The organism is Pseudomonas sp. GW821-FHT05H12 (assembly GCF_059419385.1).
In genome coordinates this window covers 1-21,967 of record NZ_JBWKRS010000056.1, presented here as the reverse complement: position 1 = coordinate 21,967, position 21,967 = coordinate 1, and the positions used below count along the sequence as shown (strand labels likewise).

Sequence of the window (21,967 nt, the reverse complement as noted above, 5' to 3'; positions counted from 1 at the left end):
TCAGGCCGGCACGGTGGCGTGGTGCTCGCGGCGATGGGCCGCCTCACTGGACTGGCTCTCGCCGTGCATCTCCGCCAGGCGAGTGATGAACTCGTCGACGAACACGCGCATGTCGGCGCTGACTTCCTTGTTGCGCGTGATCAGGCGGTTGTAGCCAAACAGCGCCGGGATCGCGACGAACAGGCCCATGGCCGTGGCCAGCAAGGCCGCCGCCATGCCCGGTGCAATGGCGTTGATGTTCACGTCACCGGCCATGGCCGTGCCGAGGAACACCACCATGATCCCCAGCACGGTACCGAGCAGGCCGATATACGGGCCGCCGGCAATAGCGTTGGACAAGGTCGAGAGCTTGGCACTGAGGGCCTGGTTTTCGCGGGTACGCACGCCGTCCATGGAGCAGCGGATCGCTTCGATGGTGGCGGCCGATACCGACGAGGTGTCGGCGCCCTGGGCACGGCGGGTGCGGATCTCCTTGACCGCCACGCGGTACAGGCGCCACAGCGAAGAGTGGGTCAGGCGCTCGGCCAGCACGTCATCGTCGTAATACATTTCCAGGCGCGTGCCGATCTGAGCAAATTGCTCGCGGAACACTTCGTTGGCACTGCTGACGCGGCTGACCATGCGGTTCTTGCGCAGCATGATGAACCACGACTGCACCATCATCGCCACCAGCACCAGGATGATCACCCAGGCGTCCACCGGCACGGCCTTGAGCAAGAAGCCCAGGCTGCCGAAGCCAAATCCCGACTGTTCTTCATCCACCCCGTAAGCCACCAGTTTCGACTCGGCGCCCTGGGCACTCGCGTCAGCCAGCAGCAACGTGGCCGGACGGGCCACCTTAGACAGACGCAGCTCATCAATGGCGCCGGCAAACGGCAGGTGACCACTGGCGGCGTCCGGCAGGTCGGCGCCGATAGCCAGCTGCGAATTGAACGCCGGCAGCGCGACCGCCAGGCTCGCGGTTTCGCGGCCATTGACGTACAGCGCGATTTTTTGGCCCTCGGCGGTGAACGCCAGGTGCTGCCATTGGCCCGGGTTCAGCGGTTGGGTCGACACCGCACGCTGGCCATCGATGTCCACGAACGGCATACCCTGGTTCAAGCCGAGCAACAGGCTGTGGCCACCGTCACGTCGGGCGAACACCACTTGCTCGCCGCTGGCCTGGTCCAGGCGCAGCCAGGCGCTGAAAGTGAATGCACCACCGGCCGCATGTTGCAGCGACGGGCTGGCGGGCAGCATCAGGGGTTGGCCACTGAATTGCAGGGCACGGCCGATCACCCCATCGATGCTCGCACCGGTGGCGTTGAGCGCGGTATTGGCGTAGGCCGTGGTGTCCCGGGCCGGCGTGCCGTTGGCGCCGTCAAAGTGAAACAGTGCGGTGTAGTTCGGATCGAAGGTCAATTGGCCGTTGGCAGTCGCCGTCGCCTTCTGGTTGCCGTAGTACATCCACAGGTCCTGGCGCTGGCCACCTTCGACTTTGGGCACATCGACCCAGATCAGCGCCATGCCCATCAGCGGGTCGAAGCTTTCGATCTGGTGGTTGAACACGGTCTTGTCATCGGCACTGACAAAGCGCAGGTCGGCGCCGTCATCCTTGACCCCGTCAAAGGAGAAGTTGCCTGTGTGCAGGCGCACCAGCAGCGCAGTGCGGCCCAGGGCCTGGTTGATCGCCGCGCCTTGGGCAGTGGTATCGACCGAAATCTGTTTGCGGTAATGCCAGTCGTCCTGCCACCAGGCATGGGCGGTGGCCGGGAGCGTGAAGCCCAGGCAGATCAACAGGCTCAGGAATAGGCGTTGCATGGGTGAAGTCTCCGGAAGAAAAAGTCAGAAAGTCGCCTGCACACTGAAGTGCAGTCGCGAGTCCTGTTTCTGGGTGTTCGGTCCATCGAGCAGCGGGTAACCCCAATCCAGGCTGCCGGACAACCATTTGCTCAAACTGGCGCGGGTGCCCAGGCCGACACTGGCCAGGCTGTATTCGTCTTCTTGCTCGGGCAGCGGGTCGTGCAGGCGCAGGCGTGCGCCTTCGGCGAACGCATAGAAGCGCCATTCCTGCACATAGCTGCCCAGGTACTTGGCCAGAGACGGCGTGCGCAGTTCCTGGGAAAGCAAATAGCCCTCGTCGCCAGTGCGCTCCGCCGCCAGGTAGCCGCGCACCGAAGTGGCGCCGCCAGCGGAATACTGCTCGTTGGAAACCAGCGGCCCCGAGGCCAGCTGGAACGCCGCCTTGGTTGCCGACTGCCAATCGTTGGTGAAGGTGTAGGTGTAATTGAGATCGCCCTTGAGCACCGCGAAACTGGCGCTGGCCTTGTAGCGCTTGTAGTCGAACTCTTCGGCGTCGCTGCCGTAGCCGAAAAACGCACGAGTCCCCACGATCAGGTTCAAGCCCAGGCCGAGCTGGGATTGTTCGGTGTAGCGGTAGCCGTTGTAACCGAGGGTGAACGGCGCGTACTTGAGCGGCACCTGGTCGCTGCTGGAGCCGAACTTCATTTCTTCGTCGAAGTCCTTGAAGTCCACGCCGAAGGAGAACGAGTTGGCCCAGGCGCCCGCCGCCGGCAGGTTGTAGATCGCCGATACGCCGTAGGAATGGCCCTTGCCCAACACGTTGCTGCCGCCGATGGTGGCGATGTTGCTGTCGGACTGGTAGCCAGAGAACTGCAGGGTCCAGCGCTCATTCAGCGGCGCGCTGTAGGAGCCCGACCAGACCTTGGCATTGCTGCTGTCCTCGGGCGCCGTGAAGTAGGTCAGGGAAATGCTGTGGCCCAGTTGCCACAAGTTGTCGTACCCCAGGGTGGCGACCGAGCGCAGCTTCTCGGTGTCGGCGCTGTAGTCGTTGTTCAGGCCGAGGCTGGCGTGCCAGGGGTTCTGGTCTTCCACCTGCAGGTCCACGTCCATGGTGCCGGGGCGTGCGCCTTCGCGTACCAGCGGCGTGACCTGACGCCCCGCCCCTCGGTTGAGGCCGGCCAGCTGGGTTTGCACCGTGGCAAAATCCGGCACGGCGCCCTCCTCCAGCGCCGGCACCTGCTCGCGGATTTCCACCGGCGAATAGTGCTTGGCACCGACCACACGCACGCGGCCGACTTTGGTTTCGCTGACCTGCAAATAGACGATGCCGTCATCGACCTTCTGCTCGGGCAACTCGACAAACACCGACTGGTAACCCCGCGCCTGATAGATCTTCTGCAACGCATCGCGTGCACCCTCGATATCGTCGAGGGTCTTTTGCGGACCGAGGAACGGGTACACCGCTTCCTCAATGGTCGCCGCGTCGAGCACGGTATTGCCGCGCACGAAGTACTCGTTGACGTCCACCCGGCGTGCCGGCGCGTCCCCGGCCTCTTCGGCCAGCACCGGTTGGGCCAAGGCCCCCAGCGTCAGGCACAGCGCCAGCGTTGACTTGAACAGATGCTCCACACCGCCCCCTGGTTTTCTGAAAAAGTTGTATGCCTTCGCCGATTGCACGGCGTTCGGCCTGCTCAATTGCTGGTGGTCGAAAGATGGCTGTGCCGGGCCAGCCAGGTGTGCAGCAAGGCGAAGTTCAACGAGAACTCCGGCATGTGCAGCAAGGCGCCACAAAACACTTCACCGATGATTTTCTGGATGAGCTGTACCGCGTGCGGGTTGTTCAGCAGCGTGGCGATATCCCGCTGCAGGGTCTGGATCCCCCATACACGCTGGTTCAGGTCGAGGCCGACGAACCAGCGAAACAGCAGGTTGTAGTTGAGCTGCTCGTGCAGCTGTTGTTCGCTGGGTACCGAATACAGCAGTTGCAGCAGGAGGATGTGCACCACGGTGTGCGGCGCGATGGACATGCCAGGGTCGGTCTGGAGCAGATCACGGTGGCTGTCGAGCACCTCGTCGATCTGCGGGCGCAACAGCACCAGCGAGTGCCCGGAGGGGATGTAGCTGGACACTTCCTTCAAGGCGCCCTGCCAGTCGTCCTGGGAGACGATCCACACCCACGGCGCGCCGTAGCGGTATACCGAAACCGGCTTCTTGCGCGCAGCTTCGACGATCTTCGACAGGCGCTGGTCGAGCTCCTGCATGCCTACTTTCGAATAACGTTCCATAGTTCCCATTTGCCCCACTCCTGGCGTCCTGCTGACGGCTTGGGAGACGACTTTTGATCGTATCCAGCGCGTTACACAGGAGAGACGGGAGGGGGTGGGAGCTACCGAACTTTTGTCATGAAAGCTTCATTTTGGATTGAGTGGGGGGCAATTTTTTGGGGGGACATATCCGTTATTTGGGTGATGGCTGAGTAGGGTTCCGCCCTTACGGCGGGTCACTTTTGGAAAAGAGCCCCAAAAGTAACCAAAAGGGCTCTTGCCCCAACACTCGGTGCCTCGCTTAGGCTCGGCATGCCCGTAATCCGACAGTGATTTGGGGGGCCGCCGCCACGCGCCATCCATGGCGCGGGGCGGCTAAGCCGGCGTCCTGCCGGCTTACCCCCCAAATCCCTGCCGAATTCCGGCCAGCGTGTTTGACGGGGCGCCCAAGATCAAAATCAAGAGCACAGCGGCCTGACAGCCGGCTTGAGTGGTGTAGAGCGAAGACAAAGGCAAACGCGGTCCACTGTGGGAGCTGGCTTGCCTGCGATGGCATCAACGCGGTGTACCTGATTCACCGAGGCGCCTGCATCGCCGGCAAGCCAGCTCCTACACGTATCTGTTTTTGATCTAACCACTCAGGTCGGCTACCAGGCCGCCGTGCTTTTGATTTTGATCTTGGGCGCCCCGTCAAACACGCTGGCCGAACGCAGGCTTGAATCCGTGGGTAACCCGGCAGGACGCCGGGTTAGCCGTCCTGGGCCAAGGATGGCCCATGACGGCGGCCCACGGATTCAAGCCGGAGAGAGGGCACACCGAGCCTAAGCGAGGTGCCGAGTGTTGGGGCAAGAGCGTTTTGCTTACTTTTGCGCTGTTCAAAAGTGAGCCGCTGTAAGAGCGGAACCATAAGCGGCCGTTACAAAAGCAACGGATATGTACTCAATCCCCCAAAAAAAACGGGGCAATCAAAGATCACCCCAAAGGTACATCGAGAGGCCCTTCAAAACCCTACAAACTGATCTGCCTGCGCTCCTCATCCGTCAACCGCACCTGCGCCTGTTCACTCAACGGCCCCGCGCCCAACACCTGCACCGGACTGTCCGGGTTGTAGCTGGAGGTTTTAGGCTTCGCCGACGACTCCTGCGGCAACGGTTCAGTACCCAGGCTCAACACTTCGACGGTCATGATCGACGGCCGCCCCTGCTTCGCCGCCGCCTGCTGGCTACGCGCCGCATCCTCGGCCGCCTGGGACGCCGCCGCCCCCGCCGCACTGGCCGAACTCATGGCCCCGGTGTTCACCGCCGCCGCAACCGGCACCCCGGATGAATTGCCCTGGGTCTGGATATTCGCCGCGTTCACCACACGCAAGGCCGCGATGTTGACGTTGCCGGACACCCGAATCCCCGCCTCGCCCGCATCGATGGTGCCCAACGGCGCGATCAGGTCGATATCCCCCGCCGGCACTTCCGGGATCGGGTTGAGCGTGGCGATCCCCGCACCGGTACTCGGCACGGCCGGCGACAGGCCCACGTTGCCCCAGTTGTCATAGACACGCTTGGGCGGCGTGTACACCACAGTGGTCTTGGAGCCGCGCCCGGCGTTGATGTCGCCCTCGCTGGTCCAGCCCATGATCGAGCCACCGAAGGTGGTCATGATGCGGCTCTGGCCCAGCAGGATGCTGCCCAGGGAATACAGCTGGATATCCCCGGCGCCCTGAGTGATCACCCCGGCCGTGGCCGGTGGTGCCGCGCCTTCGATGCCGAAGGTCTGGCTGCCACCCGGTGTGAGCATCTGGATCGAACCGCCGAAATTGGTGTGAACACCCGCACCACCGAACATCGTGATGTCGCCTTTGTAGGTGATCGGGTTACCCGCCACGTCGTGGCTGGGGAACAACGCTGCAATGGCAGCCCGGCCGCGCACATAGCTGCCCTGGCGCGCACCGCCCACCTGGGTGTACTCGCGGCCGGCGGCCTTGAGTTCGGCGAAGTACACATCGCGGGCAAACACCCGTTGCTGTTCAGCAGGCAGCGCCGCGTAGTAAGCACGCGCCTGATCGGCGTCGCCGACAAAACCGAAACGCTCGACGAGCCAGCCGACCAGTTCGTTTTCGTAGGTCTTGGCGACCTTGCCTGCCTGTATCGACTCACCGGGTTGCGCCAGGTTGGCGGGGTTGAGGTAGGCCTCGACGAAGCGACGGTAATCCGGCCCGTCTGGCCCCACGCCCGCCTGCAGGACGATGCTGGCGCCCGGTCGGGTATCGCCCGCTGCGACGGCGCCCAGGCTGTTGATACCGACCTTGTCCTCCATCTGGATAGTGCGCCCGGCCGTCAACTCCAAGGTGCCGGGGCCAGCCACGTTGAAGCTGCTGTAGAGGATGTCGCGGCCCGCGCTGACCACCGAAATATCAGTGGGCGCGGTGTGCACAAACAGGTTGCCGGTGAAGGTGTACAAGCCGGTGTCCGAATCGCCGCCGATAGCCCCGCTCAAACGCGTACCGCTGCTGACAATATCGCGCCCTGCCTGCATCCAGACCGGGCCGGCCCCCTCGTAGTAGGTCTGCCCGAACCGGGGGTCGGTCGACGAATAAATACTGATCGCCCTGCCGCTATTGACCCCTAGCAGGTCGCCGCTACGCGCATAGAAACGTGCCGGCTCCAGGGCCTCGGCCCAGGCCATGCTGGCTGTGTTGGGGCCAAAGGCGAACAGCGGCGACAATCCGAAGCGCGCGATGCTGCCATCGCTGGACAGGTTGCCGCTGCCAGTGACCGGGCGAAAATCGCTGCCGAACCCCACGAAGGCCGGGTGCAGGATGGTCGCCAGGCTCTGCGGGGTGGCGCTGGAACGGCTGATGGTCAGGTCGCCGCCATAGATCGAGTCACCGGCCAGCAGTTCCAGTTGCCCCTTCGCCGCGGGTGCGAGCACCAACGCTTTGAGTGGCTGCGGGGTTGCGGGATCGCTCGTCGATGCACGCCCGTAGTAGAGGCTGCCGCTTGCGGCCACTGCCCGCAAGGTGGCGGGATAGACCGCCGCCATATCCGTTTCCAGTGTCTGGGTCAGCGGCGTGAGGTTGCCCCCGGCAGAGAACAGGTCCACCGCCGTACGGTCGGTCCACAGGCTGAACCAGCTCTGGCCAATCCCGTTGACACCCGCGTTCACGTAGGCCAGGGCGTTCATCTGCGGTGCGCGTCCGGGGTCGGCGACATCCTGCAACACCAGGTCGCCTCGGGTGGCCAGGCTGAAGGTCGCATCGCCGGGCAGCAGGCTCATGCCCCCCGCCGCCAAGGCCGACGTCGAGCGCAACGGGTCGTAGGCACGCACTTCGCTGGGGCTCTGGTCCTTGAGCTGGTTGCCGTAACGCAGGGTCAGGCTGCCCAGTGCGCCACCGGTCATCTGCACATGCCCGCGCAGGTTCACCAGGGCACCATTGAGGTGATCGGTGACCACCTGGCTGGCCGGGTTCAGCGCACCGCCGACCCGCAGGTTCAAGTCACCACCGCCGGTGAGTTGCAGGCTGCCATCGGCCGCGACCCGGCCCGTGCTACCCACGGCCAGGATCAGCCCCTCGCTACGTCGGCCGATATTCTGCGCCACCGTAGGCACCGGGTTGAGGATGCCTGCGTCCCCCCCGACATCGACGTTGAGGTTGCCTCCGCCGAGGGTGCCGAAGCCTGTGAACCCCACCATCTTGTCCGACTGTTGACTGGCGACGTAGGAGCCGAAGTTGATCCACCAGGCAGTCGCCTGGGCCTGGCTGCCACTCAGGCCATTACCCTGGCGCCACAACCAGTTACCCACGTTCGCGGAATCCACCCCGAAGTCACCCAACGGACGCCCGCCGCTGATCTGCGCCGGGCTGGTGATATTGCCCGTCAGGTCGCCGCCCACTTTCAGCAGCAAGTTGCCGCCCGTGTCCGGGTACCATGCGCGGTACAGGCTATCGGCACCACCGTTGACGAGTTTTTCGTTGCCTCCCGCGTTGGCCAGTACCTTGCCGTTGCTGCCCAGGGCGCGTTTAAGGTTGTACGGATCATTGGCCGAGGTGCCAGTGGATGAACTGCCGGCGGTATAAACACCGAACAACGACTCCATGCTCAGGTTGCCCGCAGCCAACAGATCCAGGTCCGCTGCGCCGGTACGGATGACGCTGAACCGGGCGCTACTGCCGGCAACCAAGGTATAGGCATCCCCATCGGTGGAACAGAACTCAGGAAAATCCGTGCAGACTTCCGGGTAGCCAATACCGACGAAGTCGATAGGTTGGCCTGTCATGCTGTCATCACCGAACCATCCGATAGAACCTTCTTCGGTCCACACCACCGCCGCCTGCCCATACATCCCGTAATGGCTGTCGGCCAACCTCAGGTTGCCACTGACCGGGTGCGGCTGCAGCAGGCGACTGTCCGCGGCCTCGGTGTCGGCCCCCGCCACCAGGCGAATCGCCCACGACTGCGAGCCTTCTTCCAGCATCGGCGCAATCGCCCAGTTCTTGCCCTGCCGGCCGGCATCGGCAACGCGCAGTTGCACCGACTCCACACCGCCCGGTAACTTGACGTCGGTGCCAAACGGCAGCAACGCCCCGCGGGGCAGCACGGTGCTGACGGCCAGGATCACGTCGGCGGCCAACGGTACACCCTTCGGCCAAATCAGGCCGTTGACGCTTGTTCTGTCGGTCAGCAGGCTGCCGGCATCCAGGACGCTGCCGGCGGCGAGCGTCTGGCTTTCGGCCAACAAGGTTCCGGCCGCGAACAGCACGTTACCCGAGGCATCCCGGACAGCGGCCGACAACACGGTGCCGGCAGGCAGCACCAGCGGCTGGCTGAGCGTCGCCGCGACCGGCAGGCGAGTACCCGCTGGCAACGACAAGGGCTTGGTCTGCAAATCGAAATTCAGCGTACTCCCCTTGGGAAACACGGTGCCATCGGCCAGGGTCACCCCACTGCCCGGCACCACCACCGTGCCGCCGGTGTAGTCGATGCCCGCACGCAGTATCCAGCCATTGTCGTCGTCCGTTTCCGATGGCGCAGCGAAGCCGTCGTTGATGCTGCCGTAGATGTTCAGGTCGCCACCGGCGCGAAGGGTCAGGCTGCCGGCTTCGGGCGGCTGGGTCGACTTGAGGCTGGCGTAGCGATAACCCGACAGGTCCAGGTCGCCCTGCACCACCAGGTCGCCGTCCGGCGTCTTGCTGATGATTTCCACGCCTGGACGCAGGTGGAAGGTGTCGCCGTAGGTGGCGTTGTTCAACCCGGCGAGCTTGTTTTGCAGCAGGTTGCTGTTGCCGAGGGCCGCGTTGATGAAGGCGGTGCTCAACACGTGCTTGGCATCCAGGTACGCCTGGTCGATGGCCTGGTAAGGCTGCCCGTTAGGCGTGGCATCGGTCTTGGTGGGTGCGTCGTCGTAGGTGATCATCCCGTTGAGGGCTATGGAGCGCGCACCGTCGATGCTCAGGTGCCCGCTGGCGTCGATGTCAATGTCATTGCTGGTGCCGTCGGGTTTGATGATCCGCGGCGCGTTCAACTCCAGGGTGCCACGGCTGCGCCCGTCATTGCCGGTGGCGTCGGTACCGTGGCGCAGGTCGATGCGCGCGCCGTCAGCCAAGGTCAGTTGGCCGGCACCGGAACTCAGCACAACGGTGGCGCGGTTGGGCGAGTCGATGATCTTGCCGTAGCTGTCTACCCGCAGTTGCGTGCCGTGGGCGTCGAGTACGGCGCTGCCGTCCAGGGTCAGGCCCTGCTTGGCGGCGAGGTTGATCGCGCCCACGCGTTCGCCGCTGGCGTCCACCCGGCCGGTCACGCGCAAGCTGCCGTTGTCCACCGAGACATTGACGGTATTGGCCTTGACGTCATTGCCGATGACCAGGTCGCCCTGCTTGAGCTGGAAGCTGCGGGCCCCGAACACCTGGCCCGCGTTGAGGCGCTGGTTGAGGGCCGCGAACTGCTCAGTCAACGTACCGCTGGCACCCAGGCGCTGGGCCTGGACTTCCACCGCACCGGCCAGGTACGGCACCAAGGTGCCACCTGCGTCGTAATAACCGTTGGTGCCGGCAACAATCTTGCCCGCGAGGTCGACCATCCCCGCCGCGCTGTCCACGGCCACCGCGCGCAATCGACCGGCCTGGTTGTAACGGGCCGACAGGTCGATGGTCGAACCAGCTGCCTGCACGACGTTTCCTGCGCGGCTTTCCAACAGCACTTCGCCGCCCGCGCTGTACTTGGTCAGGTCGTTGAACGGGATGGCGCGACCGGCGACGTCAATCAAGGCCGCATCGGTCAACACCACGTCACCCCGAGCGCCCAGAGTCACCTTGCCGCTCGGCAATACCACCGCAGTGGCCAGGCGAATGCTGTCGCCCTGCAAGGACAACTCGGCGCCGATGCCGTCGACTTTGCCCACCGGGCCCGCCGAAGCGCTCACATCGATCGCGCCACCGGCAGTGATGCGGTTGACCGAACCGGCTTCGCCCGTCATCAACGGCGTGAGGATATTCAGGTTGCCACCGCTGTAGGAGAAGCCCTTGACGGCATCGTAGGCGCCCTGGCTCTGGTACACCGACAGGCTGCCCTTGTGATTGGCGGTGATGCGCTCGCTGGCAGTGAGGTTAACGTTGGCAAAGCCCAGGGCCAGGCGGTCGAAGGACTTGGTGGTGCTCGGTTGGGCGAAAGCCCCATAGCCGAACTCGATGCGCTCGGCATTGATGTCCAGGCGCCCGCCGCCCGTGCCAGCACCGCCGCCCACCACTGCGCCCGGCGCGGCATCGGTGCCCTGCCAGATCAGGTTGGCGGTGTGGATGGTCGCCACGTCATTGGCCCCGCCGGCGCCATAAATCGCCGGTGTGGAGAGCATCAGGTTGCTCAGCAGGGACTTGCCGGTCACGGCGTCATAGGTATCCAGGGTGGTGGTGCCGTAGAAATTGAGGCTGTCGCGCGCCGACAGTTGCAGGGTCTCCAGGGCCGGCGCACCGAACTGGGTATCGCCGCGCAGCAGGCGCTCCAGTACTTGCTGGTTGAGGGTCAAGCCCGCTGGCAAGCGATGGCCTGCCGCCGCGTCGGCCAGGGCTTCGGGGCTGCCAACGTTGATGCTGGACACCCCGAGGTTCAGGTGGCGGGTGCCGTAGCGCACTGCATCGCCCATCTGCAAGGTGCTGTCGGTCAACGCGACGATCGTGCCTTCGGAATACAACGCGGTCTGCCCGCTGCATGGCGCACCACTGCACCCGCCCAGCTCGATGCCGCCACTGGTGCCATTGGAAGACGGCGACGCAACGATATTGAGCAAACCGTTGGACACTGCCAGGACATTCGCCAGCTTGTAGACAAAACCGTCGCGGGCGTCATAGCTGGCCTTGCCGCGACCGATCGTGTTGATCGACGCACCTTGTTCCACGGTAATTTTGCCGGAGGTGGTTGCCAGCATTACTTCCGGTGCCGCCAACGTCGCGCCCTCACGCAAAACGATGGAGCTTGAGGCCGCGTTGGTCAGGCCGATGTAGTTGCCGCCCTGGCCATACATCACCACGGTCATGCCACCGACCAGCAGGCGCGCCGCACCCAGCGCATTGAGGCTGTCGGCCTCCACGCTGATGCCGCTGAAACCCGCGGTGGCGCCCTTGCCCGCCGCGACAATTTCGATGTCCTTGTCAACGCCCCGGCTGGCGTTGGTCAGCGCCACAGTGCCGCCATAGCCACCCTCGGCCGCGTCGAAGCGACCGATGCCCTGGAACGAAAAGGCGTCCGTGCCCGCACCTGAGCGCAGGTTCAGTTGCAGGGTTTTGGCGTCCACCGGCAGCAAGGCACGGGGCACGCCCAGCCGCGCGGCATCGGCCACGGCAAACTGGGCGTAGCCGGTTTCGTTATATTGGGAGTAACGGCGCAGGGTATCGGCCGAGGTGAGAATTACCTGGCTGAGCGTGCTGTTGCTGATGCCGGTATTGGCAATGGACAAGCGCCCGGCGGTAGACCAGGAGCCATTGCGCAACGCCTGGGCCGAACCGTCGCTGCCCAGCCCCGCCAGGCCGTTGATTTCCACGCGGAAGGCGCCGGGCATCAAGGCATAGTTGGACGGCATCAGCGTGTAGGTACCTGCCGCCAGGCCCGGTACGCCGGCACCGATGGTGATCTGCTGGCCAATCAGCGGATCCACCGCGCCGCCCTCCGGCGCCACCGGGGCGTAGCCAGGTTGTACACCCGGCACAATCGCGTAGATCGGGTTGGTGCCCAGCCCTGGCAACACAAACCCGCCCGTGGCACCAAACTGCACCAACGGGTTGTAGCGGGCATCTGTGGAGCCGCCGCGACCGGAAATGAACCCGGCCCCGAGCAGCTCACCGCCACCGGACAGGTCCACGGTGGCGTCAGGCATGACCTTCAGTGTCTGACCACCCAGCACAATCCCCACATTGAGGCTGCCGTTCTCGTTGGGAATGGCGCCCTGGCCCAGGAACGTCACCGTCTTGCCGTTGTACTTGTAGACCTGGCCATCCACCGTGCCGCCATAGGGCAGCACCAGGCCCTTGCCGCTCACCGAGGTCAGGCTGCCGGGCAGCAATTCGACGTGGCTGGTGCCCAGGTTGCCGATCTCGATCAACCCCAGCGGTGCACGCACCACCCCGCCCTGCTTGATGGTCGGGCCGCCCAGTTGCAAGCGGCCAAATGCCGAGTAAGGCACTGCTGCGTTGCTGTTGCCGGTGCGCGCGATGGTCAAGGTGCGGGTGGGGTCGAAGTTGAAGCCCGAACCGTCGGCCGCCGCCTTGTTCAGGTAGCCGGCCAACACCCTGGCGCCGACTTCGGTGGTCGGGTACAGCTGCGCTGCACGCAAGGTCAGGTCGCCCCGGGTCAGCAACTGCGTGCTGATGCCCTGTGCGATCACATCCGCACCGGCCCCGGCCAGGAAGCGCAGGTCACCCTGGCTGTTCAGTTGCACATCATCGAAGCCACGACGATCAACGCTCACCTTGCTGGCGTCGCTGCGTGTCAGCTCACTCGTGTTGCCAAACAGCACGTTGCCGCGCACGTCGATCAGGTTGCCGCTGGCGTTAAACACGGCTTGGCTGGCACGTTGCGACATGTTGGAGGCCAATACCGGGTGCAGGTATTGGTCCTTGCTCGGGTCCAGCGGTGCCAGGATGCCCGCCAGCAACAGGTAAGGCGCCGACAGGTTGATGCGCGACTGGGCCGCAGCGTTTTCACTCAGGCCCATGGCGCCGCTGTACAGGCGCAGGCTCTGGCCCATGTTCAGCGAGACGTCGCCGTCAAAACTCAGCAGGCCGTTGCTGAGCAAGGCCAGGTTGTCGAAGCCACCGGCGCGGACCTGGTCCACCCCGAGGCGAGCGTGGCCGTATTCCAGGTTGCCGGCCGCATCCTCGGCAGTGCCCGGCAACACGCTGCCTTGATGGGTTTGGCTGATCACCAGTTCGCGAACGTTTAGCACCCGGTCGGTCACGGCAGACTTGAGGTAGTAAGGCGTTTCCAACGCCAGCGACAGGCTGCCGCCTGCAGCACCGGCCCCGCCAGCCCGGGCGACAACGCTGCCATCCAGGTACAGGCCATTGTTGGACGCCAGGCTGATGCTGCCGCCATTGCTGGCCACCTGCACGCGGCCCTGCCCCGGAATATCCAGGGTTGCGCGGGTGCCGGAAGCGTCCAGGCGTGCCCCTTCACGCACCACCACGAACAAGTCGCTGGCCTTGGCAATGCCGGTGGCCAGGTCGATGTCGCCGCCGATGCTGATCTTGCCGCCATTGCGTACCTGACCGTAGTAGCGGCCACGGTTGTCCACGGCGCTCACGGCCCGGGCGGCCACATCGATCAGCGCCTGCTCGCCAATCCAGATCGAACGGCCATGGCCTGCCGCATTGGCTGCCTCGGAGCCGACTGCGGTGAGGCCGCCCAGAGTGACGTTGCCACCCCAGGCATTGAGGGTGCCGTTCAGGGTCAGTTGCCCGACGCTGCGCAGGTTGATGCCCTGGCCCGGGTCGACATTGATCACCGCACCCTGGCCTACCACCAGACTGGTCGTGGCCAATTCGGCCGCCGTCGATTCCTGCCGTCCGGCCGTCAGGGTCAGGCTGGCGCCACGGCGCTGGGTCAGCACGCCCTTGGTCGCGTCCTCTTGATACAACGCTGGCGTCCAGCGCTCCAGGGCCGCAGCCGGGTCGCTGCCACTGGGCGTGGCGGACGTCTGCTCGCCTGCACGCAAGACCGGTGTGGTGACATCCACCCGCGTGCCATCGGTGACCAACAGCCCTTCGTTGCCGGTGATGTCATAGGCCGAGAAGCCCTTGTTGAAGAAATCGCCGCCCAGTTTCAACGTGTCGGCGGCGGGCGCCGTGGCACTGTCACCGATCTGCACCTTGCGCGCTTGCAACGCGAGGGTGCCGCCACCGTTGACGCCATACCCGCGAACTTCACCGTTGAGCCCCAGGGCGCCGAGCGCACCAAGGGTCACGTCGCCGCCCTTGCCGCCGCTGAGCTTGCCATCCACACCCAGGGTGGCGCCGGAAGACGCGTCCACCACGCTACCCGCGGCGAGGTTCACATTGCCGGAGCTGCGCAACGACACTTTGCCGCCGTTCACATACGCCACGCCGTCACGATTGTTCGGGTCCAGCAGCAGGTTGTTCCAGCGCCCGGTGGCATCGAGCTTGACCCCGGTGGCCACATCAAGCCGCCCACTGCCCGCCAGGATCACATCACCGACGGTATTGCCCGAATTGAGGTTGACCTGGTTGAGGATGTTCCCCGCGTTGATGCTGCCGCCATGGGCCGTCAGGTTGGCGTTGATGGATACCCCGGGGCCGTACAGCGTGATGTCGCCACCGTCAGCCACCTTGAGCGCACCGTTGACGGTGATCTGTTGCTTGGCACCGACCTTGATCGCGCCCAGTTCCAGGCCGTTGAGCGAGTCGCTGTCGAGCACCATTTTGCCTTGGCGATCGGCCGGCAATGCGGTGCCGAGGTCCAGGCCATCGGCGATTTTCTGAGTATTGCTGTCGATCAGTACCTCATTGGTGCTGGCGCCCAAGGCGTAGCGCAGCGTGCCAGTGGTCTTGTTGTAGATCGGGATGTACTGGCCAATGATCAACTGCGCGCGCTGCGCCCTGGCCTTCTGGGATTGCTGGTAGCCGTCGAGGTTGATGTTCGGTGCCTGGGTCTGGCGATCGCCCTGGAACACATCGCTGATCACCTGGCCTTCGAGCACTGCGCTGGTGGTGCCGATCACCAGCTTGCCGGCATCACGCCCCACGGTATAACCGGCCTCGTAGCGGCGTTGCGGGGCAATCAGCGGGTTGTAGTAATACGCCGTCTGGCCCCAGCGTGCGCTGGCGTCCTCAAAACCCTTGTAGAACCCGGAATACAGGATGTCCCCTGGTGCCTTGGACAACTCATACAAGCGCCCATCGGGGCCTTTGAGCCAGGTCTGCTGGATATACCCGGCCTGCACATCCACGGTACCGCCCGACAGGTTGATCTGTGCGCCCTGTTGGGTCACCACTTCTTTGCCGGTAAAGGTCACGGTGCCGCCCTGGGCCATCCACTCGCCCACCGAATGCCCCTGGGTGCCAAGGTAGCCGCCCACCTCCAGCAAACCGCCGGCGGTGTACCAACGGTCCGTGGCATAGCCGTTGGTACCGGCCGGCACGAACACCAGTTCACGCAGATCGACCCACACATCGTTGTTGATCAGTTGCCCGCCGTCGCGGTTGACCGGCGCATCGCGCTGTTCGTTGCCCTGGACGTTGATCTTGATGTTGTTGGATTCCATCGACACCTTGACGCCGACCGCACCCGACACGTCGATCTTCGCCCCATCACGCACCAGGCTGCGCTGCCCGGCACTGACCGCCACCTGGCCACCGGTGGCCAGGGTGATCGAGCCCTTCTGGAAATCCACGGTGCCGCCGCTGACGATCTCGATGCGCGACTGGTCGGTGCGGTCGACCACAGCACTGAGGTTGTTGAACTGGCCGGTGATCTGGTTGGCGGGCGTACCGTCGAGCTTGATCAAGCCATTGTTCTTCTGGCTGTCGAGGGCGGTGCTGCCGCTGCTGTCCAACAGGATCGCGGTAGTACTGCCCTCGCCCAGGGTCACGCTACCGGTGGTGTCGGTGGCGGAGTTGAGCAGGTGGATCGTGCCGCGCGTATCCACCGAGGTGCTGGCCAGGGCCACGCCGTTCTGCTGCACCTGGTGCCCGGTCAGGGTGATGTCACCGGTGGAGGCCATGATCAGCCCATTGTTGGTGACTTTGCCGGCCGTGCTGCCGGCTTTGAGGCTGGTAGCCACCTCGTTGCCCCGGGTAGTGGAGCGGTCATTGCCGGTGGTGCTGACACCCTTGCGAATATAGAAGCTGTCGCCAGCTGCCAGGGTGGTCTGGCCCTTGGCCGTGATGATGGTGCCGGCGTTTTCCACTTCGGCACCCAACAGCAAGGCATACCCCCCGGCATCGGTGGACGTGGCCGGGTTGTGGGTCTGGATCAGCGCACCCCGCTGTACTTCGACCTTGCCCGCTGCATCGGTGAAGGTCGGCTGGGTGCCCGTGGCGTCGACGTAGAGGCCACGCTGGGTGAACTGGTCATCGGTGATGGTCGCGGCGGCGGCCACCAGGTTCCGCACGTTGACCTGGCTGGTGCCGCTGAAGACCACACCGTTGCGGTTCATGATCATCACGGTGCCAGCGCCGTTGATCTGGCCCTGGATCTCGCTGGGGCGTGCGTCGGGGTCGTTGACGCGGTTGAGCACCGCCCAGTTGGACTGCTGCTGGAAATCGACCGTGGTGTTGCGCCCGACGTTGAAGGTCTCCCAATTGAGGATCGCCTTGTCGGCGGTCTGCTCGATGGTCACGGTGGTCTTGCCGCCGGCCTGGGTCTGCACCGGGCCCTTGGCGTTGGTCCAGCCTTGAGTCAGGCTGTTATCGACTTGCAAACCGCCCTTGCCGAGGCCGTCGGGAATGTTCGACACCTGGCCGAACGCCGCCTGGCGCCCCGCCGCTTGCGCCGCCTGTTGGGCCGCGATTGCCGCGACACTGGCATTGAGCGTGCTGATGGAGCGCGACAACTGCTGGTTGACCTGCGCCTGCTGGTTCAACGACGGAATCCCCGGCACCTGCCCCGCACCGGTACGGGCTGCCGTCGCCGCCTGGCTCGCGCCCTTGGCCGCGAACCAACCGGAACTGAACGCCGAAGCCGCGTGGGCGTTGCCCGCCACCATCAACAAGGCAATGGCATGGGCCAGGGGCTTGAGGCGCAACACGGGGTGGGCTTTGCGGTTAACCGGGGGTTTGCAGCGGACCATCGGGCATCTTCCTTCGTTGTTTTCGTGCGGGGGCCATCAGGCACGACAGGATCACGTATGAGAGTTAGGCGGTTGGCGAGGGGCGCGACTGAACTTCTGTCATGCAAAGTTCATAAAGGCCTGATAACGGGTTGAAAACCGCACCCACGCAAAAATCAGCAACGGCGCAGGCCGTTGCTGATCGGGTGTTGCAGGTCTTTGAACGCTTGGGTTACAGCGGACGACCGATACCGTTGCAGACGTTGGTGTTGCCGATGCTCAGGGCGTTGCTGGCGGTCAGGAAGCTACCGCGGATAGCGGCTTTCCAAGCGGTTGGCAGCGGCACGAAGGCATTGGCGGTAATCGCGGCATCGTTGTTGGCCGATGCGCCGTAGTGCTTGGTGAAGAAATCACGCACTTGGGTGGTTTGGGTAGCGTCGGCGTAGCACTGGCTGAAGATCAGGTTGGTGAAGCCCAGGATCGGGTAGCCCGACGTTGGGTAAGGCACGACACCGGCGGTGTTGGCTTTACCGAATACTGGCACCCAGGCGTCTGGTTTGTCGCGGTCGGTAGCGGCAGGCAACGGTACGGCGTTGATGGCGGCCGATACGTTGGCAGCAGCAGGCGAAACGCCTTGAACGTTAGCGGCGACATCCTTGCCTACGCGAGCAACCTTGGTAGCGTCGTCCAGGCCAGCCAGGGTTGGCGCGGCAAAGTCTGGGCTCATGTAGGTGATACCGCCGTCGGCGCCAGCCAGGGCAGTCATCACGCCTTGGCTGCCAGTGGCAGAAACAGCGCCGGCAGGCAGGCCACCGGTGTAGCTGGTGCCGAAGGTGGTGGTGACGTTGAAGGTACCGGTTTCAGCGCACTTGGCGTTGAGGAAACGGGTGAACAGCTCGGTAGTGCCGCTGCTTTCGCTGCGGTAAACCACTTTGATCGCACCCGTACGACCGGAACCGGAGATGCCGTTCCAGTCAACGATACGGCCCGAGAACACACCGCACAGCTCGTTGACGCTCAGGTCAACGGCTGCAGTACCGCTCTTGTTGAACGGGATAGCCACCGCGGTGCCCACAGACGGCACCTGGATAAGCTTGCCCCAGGTCGGTTGCTTGGCAGTCGCGTAGGTCGACAGTTCAGCGGTGGTCAGCTTGGAGTCGCTACCGGCCCAGTGCACATTCTTGTCAGTAACGCCGGCCACGAACTTGGTGTAGTCATTGTTCAGGAAGGCAGCCTTGCCGTTGCCGCTGCCGACGCCGATGTAGGGAGCGAAGCCGGCGGTGAGTACGCCGGAAGTCTGGTACAGCGCCTGTGGCAGGGTAGCGCCGCCGCCGTTGATGTCAGCCATTGCAGCCTGGGCCGAACACAGTGCAGCGAGGGTCATGGATACCGCGAGAACGTTGCGCTTAAACATGAAGAAGCTCCTTTCGTCGTGTTTGTACGTTTGGGGTAGATGGCTCTTGCATGACGCCATGGCTCCAATCCCAAGCCGTGTACTGGGGGTGACTGGGGGGTGAAACCATGGGAGAGAAAGTCGCAGTTTCCGATGACGGTTGTGGGAAAAAACCTCGGGAGAAAGGCGTTGATTTTTAAAAAGATTCTCGGGTGTTTTGGTCATCGTTTTGAGCGGTTTGGCGGGAGGTGACAGCGAGGTTTCAGGCGGGTTTGCTGGAAGCGGCGTAAACCGGAAAATATGACGGAATGAGGAACCCGAGGATGAGAGATTTAGCGACGGGAGCCAAAAAGGCACCGCGGAAAAAACCCTAGGAGCCGGCTTGCCGGCGATCGCGGTGGGTCCGTTTCGAATGAGCGAGCAGACAGGTCGCAATCGCCGGCAAGCCGGCTCCTACAGTATCGGTGCAGTCAAGTGACCAGTTGGTTGATCTCGATGATCGGCAGCAGCACCGCCATCACGATCACCAGCACCACCGCGCCCATCACCACGATCATCAGCGGTTCGAGCAACGCGGTCATGCCCATGGCGCGCCGCTCGATGTCGCGGGACAGGGTTTGCGCCGCACGCTCCAGCATCGGCGGCAGCGAGCCGGTTTTTTCGCCGCTGGCAATCAGGTGGATCAGCACCGGCGGGAAGACTTTTTCCACGGCCAGGGCCGGCGCCAGGTTGACACCTTCACGCACCTTGGCCGTCGCATCGTTGACGCTCTGGCTCAGGCGATCGTTGGACAAGGTCTGGCGCGCCGCCTCCAGTGCGCGCAACAGCGGCACACCGGCGCCGCCGAGGATCGCCAGGGTAGAGGCGAACCGTGCGGTATTGAGGCCCAGCACAAAGCGCCCGATCAGCGGCAAACGCAGCACGCGGCTGTGCCAGTTCAAACGCGCCACAGGGTTGCGCAGGTACAGGCGCCAGCCCCAGAAACTGCCGACGATCCCGGCAAAACACAGCCAGCCCCAGGCGCGAATGAAGTCACTGGCGTTAAGCATCGCCAGGGTCAGTCCCGGCAAATCCTGGCGCGCCTGGGAAAACGCGCTGACCACCTGGGGCACCACGTAGCTCAACAGGAATATCACGATGCCGATGGACACCAGCCCCACCACGCCCGGGTAAATGAACGCGGTGAGGATCTTGCCCCGCAGGTTGTTGCGCTCTTCGATGTAGTCGGCCAGGCGCTCCATCACCTGGGCGAGGTCACCGGACTCCTCCCCTGCCGCGATCAGCGCCCGGTAGATCGACGGGAAATCCCGGGGCCGCGCCGCCAACGCATCGGCCAGGCGCATGCCGCCACGCACATCCGCGCGCACCGCGCTCAAGGTCTGGGCGATGTGTTTTTTCTCGGCCTGCTCCACGGTCGCACTCAGCGCCGCTTCCAGTGGCAGGCTCGCCCCCAGCAGGCTGGCCAACTGGCGCGTGGCCCAGGCCAGGTCGTTGTCCGACAGTTTGGCGGCGAACAGGCTGCTGCCGGCCGCCGATTGTGGGTTGCCTTCGATTTGCACCAGCAACGCGGTCAAGCCACGGCTGCGCAAGCTGGCAAACGCCGCGCTCTGGCTGTCGGCTTCCACATGCCCTGCCTCGACTTTGCCGCTGGCATCGGCGGCTTCATAGCGATAGCGATTCATCAGGCGTCCCGTGTCACACGCAGGATTTCTTCCGGCGCGGTGGTGCCGCTGCGCACCCAGCGCTCGCCGTCTTCACGCATGCTGAACATCCCGGCACGGCGCGCAGCCACGCGCAGGTCCTGCTCACCGGCGCCCTGGTGGATCAGGCTGCGCACATCGTCATCGACGCAGAACAATTCATGGATACCGGTACGGCCGCTGTAGCCGACCTGATTGCACTGGGCACAGCCCACCGGGCGCCAAGTGCCAGGCGCAGCCGGGTCTTCCTGCTTGCAGTGCGGGCACAGGCGGCGCACCAGGCGCTGGGCCAACACGCCCAACAGCGACGAGGCCAGCAGGAACGGCTCGACGCCCATGTCGGTCAGCCGGTTGACCGCCGACACCGCGTCATTGGTGTGCAAGGTTGCCAGCACCAGGTGACCGGTGAGCGAGGCCTGCACAGCGATTTGCGCGGTCTCCAGGTCGCGGATCTCACCGATCATGATGATGTCCGGGTCCTGGCGCAGGATCGCGCGCAAGGCCAGGCCGAAGGTCATGTCGATCTTGGCGTTGACCTGGATCTGGCTGATGCCCGGCAGGTCATACTCCACCGGGTCTTCCACGGTGAGGATGTTGCTGGTACTCGCATCCAGCCGCGCCAGGGCGGCGTAAAGGCTGGTGGTCTTGCCGCTGCCGGTGGGGCCGGTGACCAGCACGATGCCGTGGGGTTGGCGGATCAGCGTGTCCAGGCGCGCCAGCAAGTGCGGCTCCATGCCCAGGGTTTCCAGCTGCAGGCGCCCGGCTTGTTTGTCCAGCAGACGCATGACCACGCGTTCGCCATGGCCGGTGGGCACCGTAGACACCCGAATGTCGATGGGCCGCCCGGCCACGCGCAGGGCAATGCGGCCGTCCTGGGGCAGGCGTTTTTCGGCGATATCGAGTTGGGCCATGATCTTGATGCGCGACACCAGCGCGCCGTGCAGGGCCTTGCGGGGCGAGACCACGTCACGCAGGGTGCCGTCGACGCGGTAGCGCACCACGGAGTGGGTTTCGTAGGGTTCGATGTGGATGTCACTGGCTTCGTCGCGGGCGGCCTGGGTGAGCAAGGCGTTGATCATGCGGATCACCGGGGCGCCGTCCTGGGTGTCGAGCAGGTCGGTGACTTCGGGCATGTCTTGCATGAGGCGGTCGAGGTCGACCTCGTTTTCGGCGGCGCCCACCACGGCGGCGGCACTGCCGGTGTCGGCGTAGGCGCTGGCGAGCAGGCCGTCGAGCTCGTCATCGCGCACGTGGTCGATGGGGGATTGGCCGAACTGGCGTTGGACTTCGCTGATGGACCAGCCGGGGGTTGAGGGGCACACGGTCAGCAGGTGGCCGGCTTCGGTGGGGCGCAGGAGGATGCGTTGGGATTTGGCCCAGGCGTAGGGGAGCAGGCTCATTGGTTTGGCCCTGTTTTGTGTACATATCCGTTTTTTGGGTAACGGCGGCTTAGGGTTCCGCCCTTACGGCGGGTCACTTTGGAAAAGCCCCAAAGTAACCAAAGGGCTCTTGCCCCAACACTCGGCACCTCGCCTAGGCTCGGTGTGCCCGTAATCCGACAG

7 protein-coding genes are annotated in these 21,967 nt (G+C 64.4%); all 7 read right to left on the bottom strand.

Translation table 11 applies throughout. From position 1 onward, the window contains the following. Entirely contained in the window at positions 1–1,800 is a 1,800-nt protein-coding gene (locus tag AC07SU_RS29280) for a DUF2341 domain-containing protein (protein WP_494999056.1), read from the bottom strand. A gap of 24 nt (positions 1,801–1,824) precedes the next feature. Beyond that, entirely contained in the window at positions 1,825–3,411 is a 1,587-nt protein-coding gene (locus tag AC07SU_RS29275) for a ShlB/FhaC/HecB family hemolysin secretion/activation protein (protein ID WP_176999486.1), read from the bottom strand. 62 nt (positions 3,412–3,473) lie between these two features. Beyond that, positions 3,474–4,067 (bottom strand): transposase, encoded by a 594-nt coding sequence (locus AC07SU_RS29270; RefSeq protein WP_176999487.1) that lies wholly within the window; start codon positions 4,065–4,067, stop codon positions 3,474–3,476. A gap of 987 nt (positions 4,068–5,054) precedes the next feature. Next, positions 5,055–17,333 carry a filamentous hemagglutinin family protein gene (locus tag AC07SU_RS29265; protein ID WP_494999055.1) on the bottom strand — a complete coding sequence of 4,093 codons (12,279 nt, stop codon included), beginning with the start codon at positions 17,331–17,333 and terminating at the stop codon, positions 5,055–5,057. A gap of 211 nt (positions 17,334–17,544) precedes the next feature. Then, positions 17,545–18,726, bottom strand: a complete 1,182-nt coding sequence (locus tag AC07SU_RS29260) for a substrate-binding domain-containing protein (protein ID WP_176999068.1) — start codon at positions 18,724–18,726, stop codon at positions 17,545–17,547. 449 nt (positions 18,727–19,175) lie between these two features. Beyond that, a complete protein-coding gene (gene gspF, locus AC07SU_RS29255) occupies positions 19,176–20,387 on the bottom strand; it encodes a type II secretion system inner membrane protein GspF (RefSeq protein ID WP_494999054.1) in 1,212 nt (403 codons plus the stop codon). After that, on the bottom strand, positions 20,387–21,805 hold the full coding sequence (gene gspE, locus AC07SU_RS29250) for a type II secretion system ATPase GspE (RefSeq protein ID WP_494999053.1): 1,419 nt from the start codon (positions 21,803–21,805) through the stop codon (positions 20,387–20,389). Before gspE ends, gspF begins: the two co-directional genes overlap by 1 nt. Positions 21,806–21,967: the final 162 nt, after the last annotated feature.

Bases quoted from the DNA above. Each gene is read 5' to 3' on its own strand.
- AC07SU_RS29265 (WP_494999055.1), bottom strand. From the start codon at position 17,333: ATGGTCCGCTGCAAACCCCCGGTTAACCGCAAAGCCCACCCCGTGTTG.
- AC07SU_RS29270 (WP_176999487.1), bottom strand. From the start codon at position 4,067: ATGGAACGTTATTCGAAAGTAGGCATGCAGGAGCTCGACCAGCGCCTG.
- gspF (WP_494999054.1), bottom strand. From the start codon at position 20,387: ATGAATCGCTATCGCTATGAAGCCGCCGATGCCAGCGGCAAAGTCGAG.
- AC07SU_RS29280 (WP_494999056.1), bottom strand. From the start codon at position 1,800: ATGCAACGCCTATTCCTGAGCCTGTTGATCTGCCTGGGCTTCACGCTC.
- AC07SU_RS29260 (WP_176999068.1), bottom strand. From the start codon at position 18,726: ATGTTTAAGCGCAACGTTCTCGCGGTATCCATGACCCTCGCTGCACTG.
- gspE (WP_494999053.1), bottom strand. From the start codon at position 21,805: ATGAGCCTGCTCCCCTACGCCTGGGCCAAATCCCAACGCATCCTCCTG.